13 protein-coding genes are annotated in these 16,357 nt (G+C 76.5%); all 13 read left to right on the top strand.

Annotated elements, in window-relative coordinates:
• The first annotated feature begins 9 nt into the window (after positions 1-9).
• Positions 10-1,800: an NAD(P)H-dependent oxidoreductase subunit E gene (locus ACZ6W9_RS11575; RefSeq protein ID WP_470117540.1), complete on the top strand. Its 1,791-nt coding sequence runs from the start codon at positions 10-12 to the stop codon at positions 1,798-1,800.
• Positions 1,797-4,595, top strand: coding sequence for a formate dehydrogenase subunit alpha (gene fdhF, locus ACZ6W9_RS11570; RefSeq protein WP_470117539.1), 2,799 nt, complete (start codon positions 1,797-1,799; stop codon positions 4,593-4,595). The genes ACZ6W9_RS11575 and fdhF overlap by 4 nt, the downstream gene beginning before the upstream one ends.
• A gap of 73 nt (positions 4,596-4,668) precedes the next feature.
• Positions 4,669-5,583 carry a universal stress protein gene (locus tag ACZ6W9_RS11565; protein WP_470117537.1) on the top strand — a complete coding sequence of 305 codons (915 nt, stop codon included), beginning with the start codon at positions 4,669-4,671 and terminating at the stop codon, positions 5,581-5,583.
• A gap of 48 nt (positions 5,584-5,631) precedes the next feature.
• Positions 5,632-6,543, top strand: a complete 912-nt coding sequence (locus ACZ6W9_RS11560; RefSeq protein WP_389967614.1) for a universal stress protein — start codon at positions 5,632-5,634, stop codon at positions 6,541-6,543.
• Between the two features lie 254 nt (positions 6,544-6,797).
• The gene (locus ACZ6W9_RS11555; RefSeq protein ID WP_362944872.1) at positions 6,798-7,667 is read left to right on the top strand and encodes a universal stress protein; all 870 of its coding nucleotides are present in this window, start codon (positions 6,798-6,800) and stop codon (positions 7,665-7,667) included.
• Positions 7,667-8,173 (top strand): CBS domain-containing protein, encoded by a 507-nt coding sequence (locus tag ACZ6W9_RS11550; RefSeq protein ID WP_389967616.1) that lies wholly within the window; start codon positions 7,667-7,669, stop codon positions 8,171-8,173. The genes ACZ6W9_RS11555 and ACZ6W9_RS11550 overlap by 1 nt, the downstream gene beginning before the upstream one ends.
• The gene (locus ACZ6W9_RS11545) at positions 8,157-9,059 is read left to right on the top strand and encodes a universal stress protein (protein WP_470117534.1); all 903 of its coding nucleotides are present in this window, start codon (positions 8,157-8,159) and stop codon (positions 9,057-9,059) included. Before ACZ6W9_RS11550 ends, ACZ6W9_RS11545 begins: the two co-directional genes overlap by 17 nt.
• A gap of 72 nt (positions 9,060-9,131) precedes the next feature.
• Complete coding sequence (locus tag ACZ6W9_RS11540; RefSeq protein ID WP_470117532.1) at positions 9,132-10,028, top strand: universal stress protein; 897 nt, start codon at positions 9,132-9,134, stop codon at positions 10,026-10,028.
• The gene (locus ACZ6W9_RS11535; RefSeq protein WP_470117530.1) at positions 10,025-12,331 is read left to right on the top strand and encodes a heavy metal translocating P-type ATPase; all 2,307 of its coding nucleotides are present in this window, start codon (positions 10,025-10,027) and stop codon (positions 12,329-12,331) included. Before ACZ6W9_RS11540 ends, ACZ6W9_RS11535 begins: the two co-directional genes overlap by 4 nt.
• A 215-nt stretch (positions 12,332-12,546) precedes the next feature.
• Positions 12,547-13,548: an Acg family FMN-binding oxidoreductase gene (locus ACZ6W9_RS11530; protein ID WP_389967624.1), complete on the top strand. Its 1,002-nt coding sequence runs from the start codon at positions 12,547-12,549 to the stop codon at positions 13,546-13,548.
• Positions 13,549-13,645: 97 nt separating this feature from the next.
• A complete protein-coding gene (locus ACZ6W9_RS11525; protein WP_389967626.1) occupies positions 13,646-14,485 on the top strand; it encodes a universal stress protein in 840 nt (279 codons plus the stop codon).
• A gap of 93 nt (positions 14,486-14,578) precedes the next feature.
• Positions 14,579-15,022 carry a CBS domain-containing protein gene (locus ACZ6W9_RS11520; protein WP_389967628.1) on the top strand — a complete coding sequence of 148 codons (444 nt, stop codon included), beginning with the start codon at positions 14,579-14,581 and terminating at the stop codon, positions 15,020-15,022.
• Positions 15,019-16,311 carry an ArsB/NhaD family transporter gene (locus ACZ6W9_RS11515; RefSeq protein WP_389967630.1) on the top strand — a complete coding sequence of 431 codons (1,293 nt, stop codon included), beginning with the start codon at positions 15,019-15,021 and terminating at the stop codon, positions 16,309-16,311. The genes ACZ6W9_RS11520 and ACZ6W9_RS11515 overlap by 4 nt, the downstream gene beginning before the upstream one ends.
• Positions 16,312-16,357: the final 46 nt, after the last annotated feature.

Raw genomic sequence — 16,357 nt, 5'->3', positions numbered from 1 at the left:
CATGGGTCTATGAACGCGGTCGCCCGCTGGGACGCCTTCCGCGCGCTGGCCGACCGGCGCGGACGTCCCGGTGCCCGGCTGATCGACTCGCTGGCCGGGGCCGCCGCCACCGTGCCGGGCGGCCCGGCGGCGTGGGCCCCGGGGATGGCCCGCGCCTTCGGCCTGCCGGCCGCCGCCGGCCTGGGCCCCGCGACCTTCTACGCAGACCTCGCCGTCCCGCACGGCCGCCGGCACGTGCGGATCTGCACGGCGGCGGCCTGCTTCGCCGCCGACGCGGGCCGCCATCTGACCGAGGTGGAGGAGACGCTCGGCGTCGCCGTGGACGGCGTCACCCCCGACGGCGAGGTCTCGCTGCAGGGGGTGCGCTGCCTCGGCTACTGCTACGCGGGCCCCGCCTGCCTCGACGGCGACGTCCCGTGCACCGGCCCCGATCTCGCCGGCCAGCTCTCCGGCCGGGTGCCGCCGCGGACGCCGCCGATCCCGGCCGCCGACGCCACCGGAGACCCCGTCGTGCTCGCTGGGATCACCGGCCGGGAGGCCGCCTGGCAGGTGTGGCCCAGGGTGGTCCGGGAGGGCGACCCCGCGCGGGTGGCCGCCGAGGTGGCCGCCTCCGGACTGCGCGGACGGGGCGGCGCGGGGTTCCCGGTCGCCGCGAAGTGGGCCGCCGCGGGCGGCTCGCCCGCCACCGTGGTCGTGGCCAACGGCGACGAGGGGGACCCCGGCTCCTACGCCGACCGGCTGCTGATGGAGTCCGACCCCGAACGGGTGCTGGAGGGGATCGCGCTGGCCTGCTTCGCCTGCGGCGCCCGCCGGGCCGTGGTGCTGGTCCGCTCGGAGTACCCCCTCGCCCTGGCCACGATGCGGGCCGCGGTGGACCGGGCCCGCGCCGCCGGGCATCTGGGCCGCGACGTCCACGGCACCGGCGTCGGTGTCGACGTCCACGTCGTCGCGGGGGCCGGCTCCTACGTCGCGGGGGAGGAGACCGCCCTCATCGCCGGGCTGGAGGGGGAGCGCGGCTGCGCCCGGCCCCGCCCGCCGTACCCGGTCCGGGAGGGGCTGTGGGGCGATCCGACCGTGGTCAACAACATCGAGACGCTCGCCGCGGTGCCGTGGATCGTGCGCCGGGGCGGCGCCGCCTACGCCCGCCGCGGCACCCCGGCCGAGACCGGCACGAAGCTGGTCTGCCTGTCGGAGCGGTTCGCCCGCCCCGGCTGCTACGAGGTCGAGCTGGGCACGCCGCTGTCGCGCGTCGTCACCGGACTGGGCGGCGGCCTGCGCGACGGCGCCGAGCTCGCCGTCCTGCAGGTCGGCGGTCCGCTGGGCGGTTTCCTGGCCCCCGGCGGGCTGGACGTGCCGCTGACGGAGGAGGCCCTGGCCGCCCGCGGCGCAGCGCTCGGGCACGCCGGCCTCGTCGCCTTCGACCGGCGCCCGGCCCCGCGCGACGTGCTGCGCCACGTGTGGGCCTTCGCCGCCGCCGAGAGCTGCGGCGCCTGCTCACCCTGCCGCGTCGGCTCCCGCCGCGGCCTGGAGATCGCCGGGTACGGCGGGCGGCCCGCCCCCGCCGGGTACGGCACCGCGTCCGAGGCCTCCGGCGGCGCACCCGGTGCCACCGGAGTGGAGAACCCGGCGGCGGACGGCGAGAGGCCGGTGCGGGACGGCGGGCCGCCCGATGAGGAGTACGCGCGGCTGCTGCGGGTGATGGACCAGGCCAGCCTGTGCGCCTTCGGCCGCCGGGTCCCCGCCGCCGTGCGCAGCCTCGCCCGTGCCTACGGCGACCGCCTCGAAGGGTGGGACCCGTGAACCCCGGCCCGCCGCGGGCGGACACCCCCGGAACGGCGGCGCCCGCGACCGCGGCTCCTGGGACGGGGGACCCCGAGGCGGCGGTCCCCGGGGTCGCGCGGGCGGCTCCGGTGGAGGTGACGGTGGACGGCGTCGTCGTCCGGGTGGGCGGGGACGCCTCGCTGCTGGACGCGGTGCGCGCGGCCGGCGTCGGGCCGGCGACGCTGCCCGCGCTGTGCCACGACGACCGCCTGTCACCGGCCGGCTCCTGCCGTACCTGCCTGGTACGGGCGGGCGGGCACGTCGTCGCCGCCTGCGTGACCCCGGCGGCCGGCGGTGCCTCCGTGGAGGTCGCCTCGGGTGAGATGGCGGGGCTGCGCCGCGAGGCCGTGGAGCTGATCGTGGCGGGCCTGCCGCCGCGCGCCCTGGCCGGCGACGCCGGCAGCGAGCTGGCCGAGGCGTGCCGGGCGCTCGGCGTCGGCCCGGAGACCGCCCGCGCGCCGGGCGGGCGCGGCCGGGACGACAGCCACCCCTACGTCCGCCTCGACCGCGACCTGTGCATCGCCTGCGGCCGGTGCGTGCGCATGTGCGCCGAGGTCCAGGGCACCTTCGCCCTCACGCTGACCGGCCGCGGCGCGGACGCGGTCGTCGCCCCCGGCACGGGCGGGCCGTGGATCGACTCCGACTGCGTGGCCTGCGGCGGCTGCGTCGACACCTGCCCCACCGGCGCGCTCACCGAACCCGGCCTGCCGCTCGGCGGCCGGGCGGCGGTGACCGCGCGCACCCGCACCACCTGCGGCTACTGCGGCGTCGGCTGCTCGCTGGACGTGCTGACCCGCGACGGCGAGGTCGCGGCCGTGCTGCCCGGCCGCGACGGCCCGGTCAACCGCGGCCACGCCTGCGTCAAGGGCCGCTTCGCCCACGGCTTCCTGCGCGCGCCGGACCGCCTCACCCGGCCGCTGCTGCGCCGCGACGGCCGCCTGGAGGAGGTCACCTGGGCCGAGGCGCTCGGCCACGTCGCCCGGGGACTGCGGGCCGCCGTCGCCGGAGGCGGCCCCGGCGCGGTGGCGGCGATCTCCTCGGCGCGGGCCACCAACGAGGAGAACTACCTGCTGCAGAAGCTCATGCGGGTCGTCCTCGGCACGAACAACGTCGACAACTGCTCCCGGCTGTGCCACTCGCCCTCGGCGGCCGGGCTGACCGCCTCCCTCGGCCTGCCCGGCGGCACCGACGCCTTCGAGGACGTCGAGCGCGCCGACTGCCTGCTGCTGGTGGGCGCCAACCCGGCCGAGGCCCACCCGGTGGTGGGGGCCCGGCTGCTGCGCCGCGTCCTGGAGGACGGGACGCGGCTGATCGTCGCCGACCCGAGGGCCGTGGGGCTGGTCCGTCACGCCGACGTGCACCTGCGGCCCCGCCCCGGGACGAACGTCGCCCTGTTCCACGGGCTGGCGCACGTGCTGCTGGCCGAGGGGATGATCGACGAGGGGTTCCTGCGGAGCCGCGCCACCGGTCTGCCGGAGCTGACCGCGCTCCTCGGCGACTACCCGCCGGAGCGGGTGGCCGCCGTCACCGGCGTCCCGGCCGCCGACCTGGTGGCCGCCGCCCGCCTGTACGGCGGGGCCGGACGCCCCGCGATCCTCTACGGCCTCGGCGTCACCGAGCACCTGCACGGCACCGACGGGGTGCGGGCGCTGGCCAACCTGGCGATCCTGCGCGGCGCGGTCGGCACCGGCCGCGGCTTCGGGATCAACCCGCTGCGCGGCCAGAACAACGTCCAGGGCGCCTCCGACATGGGCGCGCTGCCTGACACGCTGCCCGGCTACGGCAGGGTCGACGACCCGGACGCCCGGCGGCGGGCCGAGGCCGTCTGGGGCACGCCGGTCCCGGAACGGCCGGGCATGCGCATCCCGGAGATGTTCGCCGCCGCCCGCGCCGGGACGCTGCGGGCGCTGTGGATCATGGGGGAGGACGTCTGCGCCACCGACCCGGACGCGGGAAGGGTCGCCGAGGCGCTCGACGCCTGCCCGCTGGTGATCTGCCAGGAGCTGTTCCCCTCGGAGACCGCGCGCCGCGCAGACGTCGTGCTGCCGGTGGCGTCGTGGCTGGAGAAGGACGGCACCTTCGTCAACTTCGACCGCCGCTTCCAGCGGGTCCGCCCCGCGCTGGACCCGCCGGGGGAGGCCATGGCCGACTTCGCGGTGATCAACGCCGTCGCCGCCGCGCTCGGCGCGGACCTCGGCTGCCCCACCCCGGCCGCCGCGCTGGCCGAGTGCGCCGCGGTGGCCCCGCTGTTCGCCGGGCTGTCGCACGAGCGGCTGGACGCCGAGGGCGCCGTCCCCTGGCCGTGCCCGGACCCCGCCGCCCCCGGGGAGGCGAGCCTGTACCGGGAGCGGTTCGCCACCCCCGACGGCCTGGCCCGCCTGGCCGCCCCGCCGTACCTGCCGCCGGGTGAGACGCCGGACGACCGCTACCCGCTGGTCATGGTCACCGGGCGGCGCTGGGCGCACTACAACTCCGGAACCATGACCCGCCGTACGGGCAACCTCCTGCTGGACCCCGGCGACCGGCTCGACCTGCACCCGGTGGACGCCGCCCGGTACGGCCTCGCCGACGGCGCGCCGGTGGTCGTGGAGAGCCGGCACGGCCGGGCCACGCTGCTCGCCCGGCTCACCGGCGAGGTGGCCCCGGGGCAGGTGTTCTGCGCCTTCCACTTCCCCGGGAACGGGGTCAACACCCTCACCTCCGACCACACCGACACCGTGACGTCGTGCCCGGAGTACAAGGTGACGGCGGTACGGCTGGCCGGGGGCGGCTGAGACGGCCACCCGCCGTCCGCCGTCCCCGGACATCAAGGGAAGTACCGAGGGGAACAGCATGGTGAAACCGCGGATGAGAAGGCGCAGGGTCGTGACCGGCTACGACGGCTCGGACCACTCGCTGCAGGCCCTGGAGTGGGCCATGGACGAGGCCGAGCTCAGACGGCTCCCGCTGACCGTCGTCCACGCCTGGCAGTGGCCGTACGGCGAGGCCGGCGAGGACGCCGGGGAACGCCGGCGGGAGGCGGCCGGGCGGGTGCTGCGGCACGGCGCCGACTGCGCGCGGGCGTGCAGCACGATCGTGGAGGTGGCCACCGACCTCTACGAGGGGCACGCCGCCCGGCGGCTGGTGGAGCTGTCCGCCGACGCCGAACTCGTCGTGATCGGCTCCCGCGGGCGGAACGCCCCGGCCCGGTCGGTAATCGGCTCCACCGCCTCCTCCGTCGCCGCCCACGCGCGGGCCCCGGTGGTCATCACCCGGGGGACCGGCCCGATCCCCGTGCCGCTGCACGCCGGCCCGGTGGTGCTCGGCCTGAAGGACACCACCTCCGACGAGGTGCTGGAGTTCGCCTTCGAGGAGGCGGCGCTGCGGCGGCTGCGGCTGCTCGTCATGCACGCCGGCCATCCGCGTCACCTCACGGCGTGGGGCGTGGCCATGGCCCCGCTGCCCGACATCGACGACTCGGCCCGGGTCTGCCGGGAGTGGGTGGACGAGCGCCTCGCCGGGTGGCAGGAGAAGTACCCGAAGGTCACCGTCGACGTCTGCCTCAGCACCACCGCTCCGAAGGAGGCGCTGCTGACCGCGTCGGCCGAGGCGACCCTCCTCGTGGCCGGGGCGGGCCGGTCGGCGCTGCTGTCCGGGCATCTGGGGCTGATGACCCGCTCCCTGGTCAGGCACGCCTCCGGGGCCGTCGCGGTCGTGCCCCCGCCGTGGGACCGGCCGGACCCGGCGGACCCGGAGAACCTGGAGGACCTTGAGAATCCCTGATCCCCGGGCGCGGAGAACAGGAGACGGTGACGCAGGACGGGAGGAACCATGGGCGGGCACGTGGTGGCCGGCACGGACGGATCGAGGCCGGCGTCGATCGGGGTGAAGTGGGCGGCCGACGACGCCGCCCGGCGCGGGTGCGGCCTGCGCGTCGTCCACGTCTGTGAGCCGTGGGCCTACGACCTGCCGTACGTGCAGGTGCCGGGCGTCCAGCCGTCCGGGGCGCAGGTACCCGGCGCGCGGGTGCCCGGCGCGCCGGTGGGCGTGTCGCGCGCCTGCGAGGAGATGCTCTCCACCGCCGTGGACCTGGCCCGCGAGCAGGCGCCCGGCGTGGAGGTGACGCCGGTGCTCGTCACCGGGCGGGTCATCGAGACGCTGCTGGAGGAGTCCCGCCGGGCGGTCCAGGTCGTCGTCGGCAGCCGGGGCCTGGGCGGCTTCGCCGGCATGCTGGTCGGGTCGGTCGGGGTGGGCCTGGCCGGCCGGGCGGCCTGTCCCGTGGTCGTGGTGCGCGGCGCCCAGGAGGCCGTTCAGGGGGAGATCGTCGCCGGGTTCGACGGGTCGGCCGCGTCCCGCGCCGCGCTGGAGTACGCCTTCGCCGAGGCCGCCCGCCGCGGCGCCCGCCTCCGCGTGGTCTACGCCTGGCACGCGACCGTGATGACCCCGTACGCGGCCGGCTGCTCGTCGCTGGCCGAGGACGCCCTCGCCTCCGGCCGGGAGGCGGTGCACGGGGTGCTGGAGTCGTGGATCGAGGACCACCCCCAGGTGGAGACGGCCGAGACGTCCGTCTGCGCCCACCCGGTGTCCGCCCTCTGCGAGGCCTCGGCCCGGGCCGACCTCGTGGTCGTCGGCTCGCGCGGCCTGACCGGGCTCGGCTCGCTCGTGCTGGGCTCGGTCAGCCGCGGCGTGCTGCACCACGCCCACTGCCCGGTCGCGGTGGTGCCGTCTCCGGAGGAGGGGTGAGACACGAGGGACGCGGACGGCGGCGCCCTGCGGGAGGAGGGCTTCGCGGGAGGAGCGGGAGGAGCGGGAGGAGGCGGCGGACGGGCCGCTTCACGGGAGGAGGCGAGGGCGGGCTCCGGCCCGTGACGGCGACGGCGGTCGGACCGGAGCGTCGGCAACCGGACCGGAAGTCCCTGGCGGACGGGTCTTTCGGCCGCTGCGGCGGACCACGGCCCGGGTGTCGGATGGACGGTGATGAACCTGAGGAGGGTGACATGACAGCGCACGTACTGGTGGGTACGGACGGCTCCGCTCCGGCGCGGGCCGCGGTTCGATGGGCCGCCGACGACGCGGTCCGGCGCGGCTGGGCCCTGCGGATCGTGCACGTGTGCGAACCGTGGACCTACGACCTCCCGCTCCAGACCCCGCCGGGTTTCCGCGACTCCATGGCCGAGTACTGCCGGGGAATGCTCGAAAGCGCCGCCGACCTGGCCCGCGAGCACGCTCCCCAGCTGGAGGTGGACGCCGTTCTGGAGCCGGGCAGGATCGTGGAGGTCCTGCGCCGCGAGGCCGCCGACGCCCGGGAGGTCGTGGTCGGCAGCCGCGGCTTGGGCGGATTCACCGGCATGCTGCTCGGCTCGGTCTCCCTGGCCCTGGCCGGGCACGTGAACGCCTCCGTCGTGGTGGTCAAGGGGGAGCCGAGGGAGCAGCCGGCCGGCGAGGTCGTCGTCGGCTTCGACGGTTCCGCCCACTCGGTCGCGGCCCTGGAGTACGCCTTCGAGGACGCCGCCCGGCGCGGAGCCCGGCTGCACGCCGTGCACACCTGGCAGATGCCCGTCGTGGGACCGGGCGCCACCGCCTACACGCCGCTGATCGAGGAGATCGCCGCCTCCGAACGGCACATCATCAAGGACGCGCTCGCCCCCTGGCGGGACAAGTACCCGCAGGTGGAGGTGACCGAGACGGTGGTCTGCGGGCACCCGGTCGCGGTCATCCGCGACGCGTCGCGGAACGCGGACCTGGTGGTCGTCGGCTCCCGCGGGCTGGGCCGCGCCGGCTCGGCCCTGCTCGGCTCGGTGAGCCACGGCGTGCTGCACCACTCCCACTGCCCCGTCGCCGTGGTGCGCGCCCGCGGGGAGGCGTGATGGACGTGCAGAGCCCGCCGGACGTCCGCGACCTCACGGTCGGCCGGGTGATGAGCCGGACGCTCGTCGCCGTCGACCCCGACGAGTCGCCGCTGCTGGCCTGGGAGATCATGCGCCGGGCCGGCGTCCACCACCTGCCGGTCGTGGACGGCGACCGCCACCTGGTGGGCGTCCTCACCCGCGAGGACATCACCGCCCGCTGGTCGGGCGGCCCGGCCGAGCAGTCCCGGGTCCGCGTCCACGACCTGGTCTCCGGGCACCGCTGCCCCCGCATCTCGGCGCACGCGCCGCTGAGGGAGGCCGCGGCGGCCATGATCGGCGCCGGCACCGCCGCGATCCCGGTCCTGGGGGAGTCCGGGACCATCGTGGGGATGGTGACCACCACCGACGTCCTGCGGGCGGTGGCCGGCCGGATCGGCGAGGAGGCTGGCGACGGGGAGCCGCCGGAGCTCATGACGGGGATGTTCCGCCTGGTCCCGGTGCTGCCGCATGACTCGTGGCGGTGACGCGCAGCTCGCCGCGCGGATCCACTTCCTGTCCCGGGTCGCGTACGGCGCCGCCTCCCGCCCCCGCGCGGGACGTGAGATCGTCGTCGCGTTCGACGGGTCCGCGCAGAGCCGAACCGCCGTCGAGTGGGCGGCGCGGGCGTGCGGGGTGCGCGGCGGGAGGCTGACCGTCTGCCACGTGTGGGACGGCCCCCGGGCCGAACGCGAGGCGGCGGTGACCGCGCGCGAACGCGGTCTCGCCGGGCTCGTCCTGTCGGAGGGGGTGGAGCTGGCCGAGCGGCTGCTGCCCGGCCGCGCCGTACGGCCGGTGCTGCTGCGGGGGGACCCCGGGGCGGAACTGGTCTCGCTCGGCCGGACGGCGGAGATGCTGGTGCTCGGCGCCCGGGGCCGCGGCGGCACGGCCGGGCTGCTCGTGGGCTCGGTGAGCTCCCACGTCGCCGCGCACGCGGCCTGCCCCGTGCTGGCCGTACGGGGGACCGAATCGGCGGCGGGGCGCGCGGAGACCGTCGTGGTCGGGGTGGACGGGTCGGCCTGCTCGCTGGCGGCCCTGCGGTTCGCGCTCGGGTACGCCCGGGGTCACCGGCTGCCGATCCACGCGATCCACGCCCGCCGGGACGGGCCGGGCAGGCCGGGGGAGGAGCTGGAGCGGTGGGTCGCCGAGGCCGTCGCCGAACTGCCCCGGGGAACCGCCGGGGTGACCGTCACGACCAGCACGGTCGGCGGCCCGCCGCTGCCGGTGCTGCTGCCCGGCAGCCACCGGGCGCGGCTGCTGGTCGTCGGCTCGCGCGGGCTCGGCCCGGTGCGGAGCCGCCTGCTCGGCTCGGTCAGCCGGGAGGTGCTGCGGCGGGCCGGATGCACGGTGGCGGTGGTCAAGGACCGCGACTGAGCCCGCCGCGGACCGGCGGGCCCGCCCGAGGACCCGAGGACCCGAAGACGCGCAGGACCTGAGGAGGAGACCATGTTCCCGAACGACACCGGCCGGCCGGTCCCCGGAGCGGCCGGCGGCCCCGCGCCCGTCGTCGCCGCGGTGGACGGCTCACCCGACGCCGACAGGGCGGTACGGTGGGCCGCCGACGACGCCTTCCGGCGGCGGCTGCCGCTGCGCCTCGTGCACGTCGTGGAGCGCGGGCCGTACGACGTCCCCCGGTTCGCCGCCCCCGAGTGGCCGGGCGCGCTCGTCGTGAGCGGGCGCCGGGTCCTGGAGGAGGCCGAGAGCCGGGCGCGCGCCCACCAGCCGACGCTGGAGGTGACCACCGGGCTCATCGAGGGGTCCCGGACGAGGAGCCTGTGCGAGCAGGCCGGCGACGCCGCCGAGATCGTGCTCGGCAGTCGCGGCCTGGGCGGCTTCGCCAGCGCCCTGCTCGGCTCGGTGAGCACCTACGTGGCCGGGCACGTCCGCTGCCCGGTGGTCGTCGTCCGCCCCGGAGGGGAGGAGCACCGCCGCGAGGTCGTCGTCGGCGTCGACGACTCCCCGCAGTCCGACCCCGCCCTGGCCTACGCCTTCGAGCAGGCCAGGGTGCGCGGCTGCCCGCTGCGCGCGGTCCACGCCTGGCAGCTCCCGGTGCACGCCTTCGCGCCGGACGTCACCTACGACATGGACGAGGTCCGCCGCTACCAGGACCGCATGGTGCGCGAGAAGCTCACCGCCTGGCGGGAGAAGCTCCCCGACGTGCCGGTGATCGAGGACGTCTCCAGCGCCCACCCCGTCGACGCCCTCGTCGAGGCGTCGGCCGAGGCCGACCTGGTCGTCGTCGGCTCGCGGGGCATGGGCACGATCGGCTCGGCGATCCTGGGCTCGGTCAGCCGGGGGGTACTGCACCACGCCCGCTGCCCGGTGGCGGTCGTACGGGCATGAACCCCGGCCGTGTCGCGCACCGGGCCACCGCCGTCCTGCTCGCCGTCACCGTGGCCGGGCTGGTGTGCGGCGGCGCGCTGTACCTGGCCGGCGCGCCCGCCGCGGCCGGCGTCGTGTGGGCGGCCGTCACCGTCGTGGCCCTCGTGCCCGCGGCGTGGTGGGTGGTCTCGGCGCTGCGCGGCGGCCGGGTGGGCGTGGACGCGATCGCCGTCCTCGCCCTGGGCGGCGCGCTCGCCGTACGGGAGTACCTCGCCGGAGCGCTGATCGGCGTGATGCTCGCCACCGGCCGGGCCCTGGAGGAGCACGCGCTGCGCCGCGCCCGGCGCGACCTCACCGCGCTGTACGAGCGCGCCCCCCGCTCGGCCCGGCGCTACGAGGGCGGCGAGCCCCGCCTCGTCCCGGTGGACGCGGTCCGCCCCGGCGACCTGCTGATGGTCCCCCCTGGCGAGACCGTCCCCGCCGACGGCGTGGTCGCCGCCGGCTCGGCGCTGCTGGACGAGTCGGCGCTGACCGGCGAGTCGCTGCCGGTGGAGTACCCCGAGGGCCGGCCGGTGCGCAGCGGCGCCGTCAACGCCGGCGCCGCGTTCGACCTGCGAGCCACCCGCACCGCGGCCGACAGCGCCTACGCCGGCGTCGTGCGGCTGGCCAGGGAGACCGAGGCGGAGAGCGCCCCCGTCGTACGGCTCGCCGACCGCTTCGCCGCCTGGTTCCTGCCCCTCACGCTGCTCGTGGCCGGGGCGGCCTGGTGGCTGTCCCGCGACCCGGTCCGCGCCGTCGCCGTGCTGGTCGTCGCCACCCCCTGCCCGCTGCTGCTGGCCGCGCCCGCCGCGATCGCCTCCGGCCTGTCCCGCACCGCCCGCCACGGCGTGGTCGTCAAGGGCGGCGGGGCGCTGGAGCGGCTCGGGCAGGCCCGCACACTGGTGCTGGACAAGACCGGCACGCTGACCTCGGGCCGGCCGGACGTCTCCGGCGTCGTGGCCGCGCCCGGCGCCGACCCCGGCGACGTGCTGCGCTGGGCCGCCGCGGTGGACCGGATGTCGTCCCACGTGCTCGCCGAGGCGATCGTCCGCACCGCCCGGGAGCGCGGCGTCTCCCCGCCGCAGCCGTCCGGCGTGGTCGAGCGGCCGGGCACCGGCACCGAGGGGCTGGTGGAGGGCCGCCGCATCGAGGTCGGCAAGGCCACCGCCCCCACCCATCCGGAGTGGGAACGCGTCCAGCGGGCGCGGGCCGCCCTGGACGGCGCCATGACCGTCTGGGTGACCGCCGACGGCGAACCGGCCGGGGTGATCCTGCTCCGCGACACCGTGCGGTCCGACGCGGCACGGACCCTGCGCCGGATGCGCGAGGCCGGGATCGACCGGGTGGTCATGCTCACCGGGGACCGCCCCGAGGTCGCCGAGAGCGTCGGCGTGGTCCTCGGCGTGGACCGCGTGCTGGCCGGGCAGACGCCCGCGGACAAGGTCGCGGCGGTACGGCGGGAGACCGGCCGGGCGGTGACCGTGATGGTCGGCGACGGCGTCAACGACGCCCCCGCCCTGGCCGCCGCCGACGTCGGGGTCGCCATGGGCGCCCGGGGCTCGGCCGCCTCCACCCAGGCCGCCGACGTGGTGCTCACCGCCGACCGGCTGGACCGCCTGGCCGACGCCATGGACGTCGCCCGCCGCTCCCGGCGCATCGCCGTGCAGAGTGCCGCCGCCGGGATGGCGATGTCGCTGCTCGCCATGGCCGCCGCCGCGGCCGGGCTGCTGCCGCCCGCGGCCGGCGCGCTGCTGCAGGAGGCCATCGACATCGCGGTGATCGTCAACGCGCTGCGGGCGCTGCGCCCGGCGCGCGGCACCCGCCCGGAGGTGGACGCCGCCACCGAGTCCCTGCTGCGCCGCTTCGAGCTGGACCACTCCTCGCTGCGGCCGCCGCTGGAACTGATCCGCCGGACCGCCGACGAACTGGGCGAACGCCCCGGCCCCGAAGACCTGGAACGCCTGCGGGAGGTCCACCGCTTCCTCACCGAACGGCTCCTCCCGCACGAGCGGGCCGAGGAACGCGCGCTGTACCCGGCGATGGGCCAGGTTCTCGGCGGCCCCGAGGTGACCATGACGATGAGCAGGGCGCACGCGGAGATCGAACGGCTCGTCCGCCGGCTGGGCCGCCACCTCGACCTCGCCGGGGACGCCGGGCTCCGCCCGGAGCAGCTCGACGACCTGCGCTCCTGCCTGTACGGCCTGCACGCGGTGCTGCTGCTCCACTTCGACCAGGAGGAGGAGGCCTACTTCTCCCTCGCCCTCGGCGTTCGCTCCCCGGCGTGACCCCGTCGCGGCCCGGACGGCGGCCGGATCCCCGGCGTGGCCTCCGGGCGGAGGGCGGAACCGTACCGGGGCCATGGTCCCTGCCATCGGGGACTTTCGCCGCTGACCGCCGGGCCGCCGTCCGGGGACGATCGACAGGAGGAGGCGATGATGACGACCAAGGATGTCCCGGGCGCGCGGGCCGCCTCCGCGCGGACGCCCGGCGGAGGACGGTCATGAGCGCTCACCCGATCGAGGAGATCATCTCGGCGACGAGGGCGGCGGTCCAGGCCGCGGTCTGGGCGCCGTCGGTGCACAACACCCAGCCGTGGTCCTTCACCGTCGAGGGCGACGAGATCGCCCTGCGCGCCGACGGCGACCGCAAACTGCGGATCGGCGACGCCGCCGGCCGCGAGCTGCTGATCAGCTGCGGCGCGGCCCTGACGAACGTACGGCTCACGCTGCGCCGCCTCGGCCACGAACCCCTCGTGCGGATCCTGCCCGACCCCGACCGCCCCGCCCTGGTGGCGACCGTACGGGTCGGCGGGACGGTCGTCCCCGACGAGCACACCGCCCTGCTGCACGCCGAGATCGAACGCCGCCGCACCCACCGCGCCGGGTTCACCGAGCTGCCCGTCCCCGAGCGCCTGGAGGAGACGCTGGCCGCCCAGGCCGCCGCCGAGGGCGCGCGGCTCACGCCGATCCACGCCGAGGCCGCCGTCCGGGTGCTCGCCGCCCTCACCTCCGCCGCACAGGACGTGCAGTCGCAGGACCGGCTGTTCTCCCTGGAGGTGGTCCGCTGGGCCCGGCCCCCGGGCAGCATGCGGGGCGACGGCGTCCCGGCGGGCGGCTACCCCCGGGAGCCCCGGCGGACCCGCCCGCACTTCGCCCAGCGCGACTACGCCCACGGCCATCCCTGGGGCAACGACAGCGACCAGTTCTACGGCACCTCCACCGGCACGGTGGCCGTGCTGACCACGCGCGGCGACTCCCGCGAGGACTGGATCACCGCCGGTGAGGCCCTGCAGCGCGTGCTGCTGCACGCCTCGGCGTACGGACTCAGCGCCGCCTTCCACACCCAGGCGCTGGAGGCGCACCACCTGCGGGAGTTCATCCGGCAGGAGCTGCTGTCCGGCGAGTACCCGCAGATGATCATGCGTCTCGGGTTCACCTTCGACGAGAACGCCGCCACCCGGCGGCCGGTCTCCGAAGTGCTGGAGGAACGCCCGCCGCACTGACCGGTGATCATTCGGGGGAGCGCCCGGAAGCGCCTGCCGGCGCACGGGAGCACCGTACGACCGGGCCACCGGCCCGCGAGAGCAGGGGGAGGACACCGTGATCCTGGTGGGAGTCGACGGCTCGCACGCCGGCCTGGGCGCCGTGAGCTGGGCGGTCCGGGAGGCCCGCCTGCGCCGGACCGCGCTGCGCGTCGTGCACGTCATGCCGGCCTGGCCGCTGCGGATGACCGAGGGCGCCCCGTACGCCGAGGTGGGCCGGTGGATGCGCGACGGGGCCGCCGCCACACTGACCGGCGCGCTGGCCCGGGTGGAGGAGGAGGGCGGCGGCGTCGAGACGGAGACGGAGCTGCTGCCCGGCGAGCCCCGGAACGTGCTGCTGGAGGCCGCCCGGGAGGCGGAGCTGCTGGTGGTGGGCAGCCACGGGCTGGGCGGGTTCCGGGGGATGCTGCTCGGCTCGATCGCGCTCGGCGTGACCGGCCGCGCCTCCTGCCCGGTGGCCGTCGTGCGCGACCTGCCCGCCCACTCACGCGGCGAGGTGGTCGTGGGCGTCGACGGATCCCCGGGCGGCGCGGCGGCCGTCGACCTCGCCTTCGCCGAGGCGGCCCTGCGCGGCGCCCCGCTGCGGGCCGTCCACGCCTGGCGGCGGTCCGTCGCCCCGTTTCCGCCGCGCGAGACGGCCGAAGACGAGCGGCGGGTCCTGGCCGAGGCCCTGGCCGGCCGGGGTGAGAGCCACCCGGACGTCAAGGTCGCCGAACAGGTGGAGCAGGGCCACCCGGTCGAGGTGCTCAGGGACCTGTCCGCGCGGGCCGACCTGCTGGTCGTGGGGTCGCGGGGACGCGGTGAGCTGGGCGGCCTGCTGCTCGGCTCGGTGAGCCACTCACTGATCCACCACGCCGCCTGCCCGATGATCGTGGTCCCCGGCCCGCCGGAGCACTGATCCCCGCCGCGGCTTGATAGGTTGATCGGCGGGGTGAGCCGGGAAGTCTGGTCGGCAGTTCTGTCGTCGACCCCGAAAGTGCCGGTGCATCCGATGCGCGCCCGCGACCTCGTCAGCGAGTTCCCCACCATCCCCCTCGACGCCCCGGCGGCCGACGCCGCCCGGATCGTGGCCGACCGGCACCTGCTCGCGCTGATCGTCGTCGACGACGGCGGCTCACCCGTCGGCGTGCTGCCCGCCACCGCGGTGCTGCGACTGGCCGTACCGCGCTACTGCCTGGACGATCCCGCGCTGGCCCGGGTGGTGGACGAGGCGCACGCCGACGTGTTCCTGCGGTCGCTGGCCGAGCGCACCGTCCGCGACTGCATGCCGGACGACCCCCGGGAACTGCCGGTGACCGACCCCGACGCGACCGTGCTGGAGGTGGCCGCGCTCATGGCCCGCACCTCCAGCCCGCTGGTCGCGGTCATGGACGACGGGCGCCTGCTGGGAGCCGTCCTGCTGACCAGGCTGCTGGGCCGGGTGCTCTCGTCGTGACGGTCACCGCGTGGCTGGCGGTCGCGATCTTCCTCGGCGCGTACACGCTGATCGCCAGCGAGAAGGTCAACCGCGTCGCGGCGGCGCTCGGCGGGGCCGGCATCATGCTGATCATCCACGCCACCGACGGCCGGGCCGCGTTCTTCTCCGAGCACTCCGGCGTCGACTGGAACGTCATCTTCCTGCTGCTCGGCATGATGATCATCGTCGGGGTGCTCAAACAGACGGGCGTCTTCGAGTATCTGGCGATCTGGGCCGCCAAACGGGCCAGGGGCCGCCCCTTCCGGCTCATGGTGCTGCTCCTGGTGATCACGGCGGTCGCGTCGGCGCTGCTGGACAACGTCACCACGGTCCTGCTGATCGCCCCGGTGACGTTCCTGGTGTGCGAGCGGCTCGCGCTGCCGGTCGCGCCGTTCCTCATCGCCGAGGCCATGGCTTCCAACATCGGCGGCACCGCCACCCTGGTCGGCGACCCGCCCAACATCATCATCGCCAGCCGCGCCGGGCTGACCTTCAACGACTTCCTCGTCCACCTGGCGCCGCTGGTGGTGGTGCTGATGGTCGTGTTCATCGGCCTGTGCCGCCTGCTGTTCCGCAAGGCGTTCGTCTACGACCCCGAGCGCGCCGCCGAGATCATGCAGCTGAACGAGCGCGAGGCCATCGCCGACCGCCGCCTGCTGTGGCAGAGCCTCACGGTGCTCGCCCTGGTACTGGCCGCCTTCGTCCTGCACCCCGTGCTGCACTACGAGCCGTCGGTGGTGGCGATCCTCGGCGCCGGTGTCCTGGTGGCGGTCACCAGGGTCACCACCGAGGAGGCGATCCGCGAGGTCGAGTGGCCCACCCTGGTTTTCTTCGCCGGGCTCTTCGTCATGGTCGGCGCGCTGGTCGAGACCGGCGTCATCAAGCAGGTCTCCCAGGCCGCCGTCGAGGCCACCCAGGGCCGCCTGGGGGTGGCCGCCATCGGCCTGCTGTGGATCTCCGCGGTCATCTCGGCGATCGTGGACAACATCCCCTACGTGGCGACCATGAGCCCGATCGTCGCCGAGCTGGTGAACGCCAACGGCGGCAACGGCCCGGCGGAGGTGCTGTGGTGGGCGCTGGCCCTCGGCGCCGACCTGGGCGGCAACGCCACCGCGGTCGGCGCGGCGGCCAACGTGGTCGTCCTGGGCATCGCCGCGCGCAACCGGACGCCGATCAGCTTCTGGCAGTTCACCAAGTACGGCCTCGTCGTCACCTTCGCCACCATCCTGGTCGCCACGCCGTACCTGTGGTTCCGCTATCTGGTGTGACACGGTGAAGACCGCCGGGAAAACATGACATCAGGTGTCCTCTTTC

It is taken from the genome of Streptosporangium sp. NPDC053982, assembly GCF_055585205.1.
The sequence above is the reverse complement of the archived record's forward strand: the minus strand, read 5'-3'. Positions and strand labels throughout refer to the sequence as shown.

What these genes read in the sequence shown, in the direction of transcription:
- ACZ6W9_RS11575 (WP_470117540.1), top strand. Translation starts at nt 10, where the DNA reads ATGAACGCGGTCGCCCGCTGGGACGCCTTCCGCGCGCTGGCCGACCGG.
- ACZ6W9_RS11565 (WP_470117537.1), top strand. Translation starts at nt 4,669, where the DNA reads ATGAGAAGGCGCAGGGTCGTGACCGGCTACGACGGCTCGGACCACTCG.
- ACZ6W9_RS11560 (WP_389967614.1), top strand. Translation starts at nt 5,632, where the DNA reads ATGGGCGGGCACGTGGTGGCCGGCACGGACGGATCGAGGCCGGCGTCG.
- ACZ6W9_RS11555 (WP_362944872.1), top strand. Translation starts at nt 6,798, where the DNA reads ATGACAGCGCACGTACTGGTGGGTACGGACGGCTCCGCTCCGGCGCGG.
- ACZ6W9_RS11550 (WP_389967616.1), top strand. Translation starts at nt 7,667, where the DNA reads ATGGACGTGCAGAGCCCGCCGGACGTCCGCGACCTCACGGTCGGCCGG.
- ACZ6W9_RS11545 (WP_470117534.1), top strand. Translation starts at nt 8,157, where the DNA reads ATGACTCGTGGCGGTGACGCGCAGCTCGCCGCGCGGATCCACTTCCTG.
- ACZ6W9_RS11540 (WP_470117532.1), top strand. Translation starts at nt 9,132, where the DNA reads ATGTTCCCGAACGACACCGGCCGGCCGGTCCCCGGAGCGGCCGGCGGC.
- ACZ6W9_RS11535 (WP_470117530.1), top strand. Translation starts at nt 10,025, where the DNA reads ATGAACCCCGGCCGTGTCGCGCACCGGGCCACCGCCGTCCTGCTCGCC.
- ACZ6W9_RS11530 (WP_389967624.1), top strand. Translation starts at nt 12,547, where the DNA reads ATGAGCGCTCACCCGATCGAGGAGATCATCTCGGCGACGAGGGCGGCG.
- ACZ6W9_RS11520 (WP_389967628.1), top strand. Translation starts at nt 14,579, where the DNA reads ATGCGCGCCCGCGACCTCGTCAGCGAGTTCCCCACCATCCCCCTCGAC.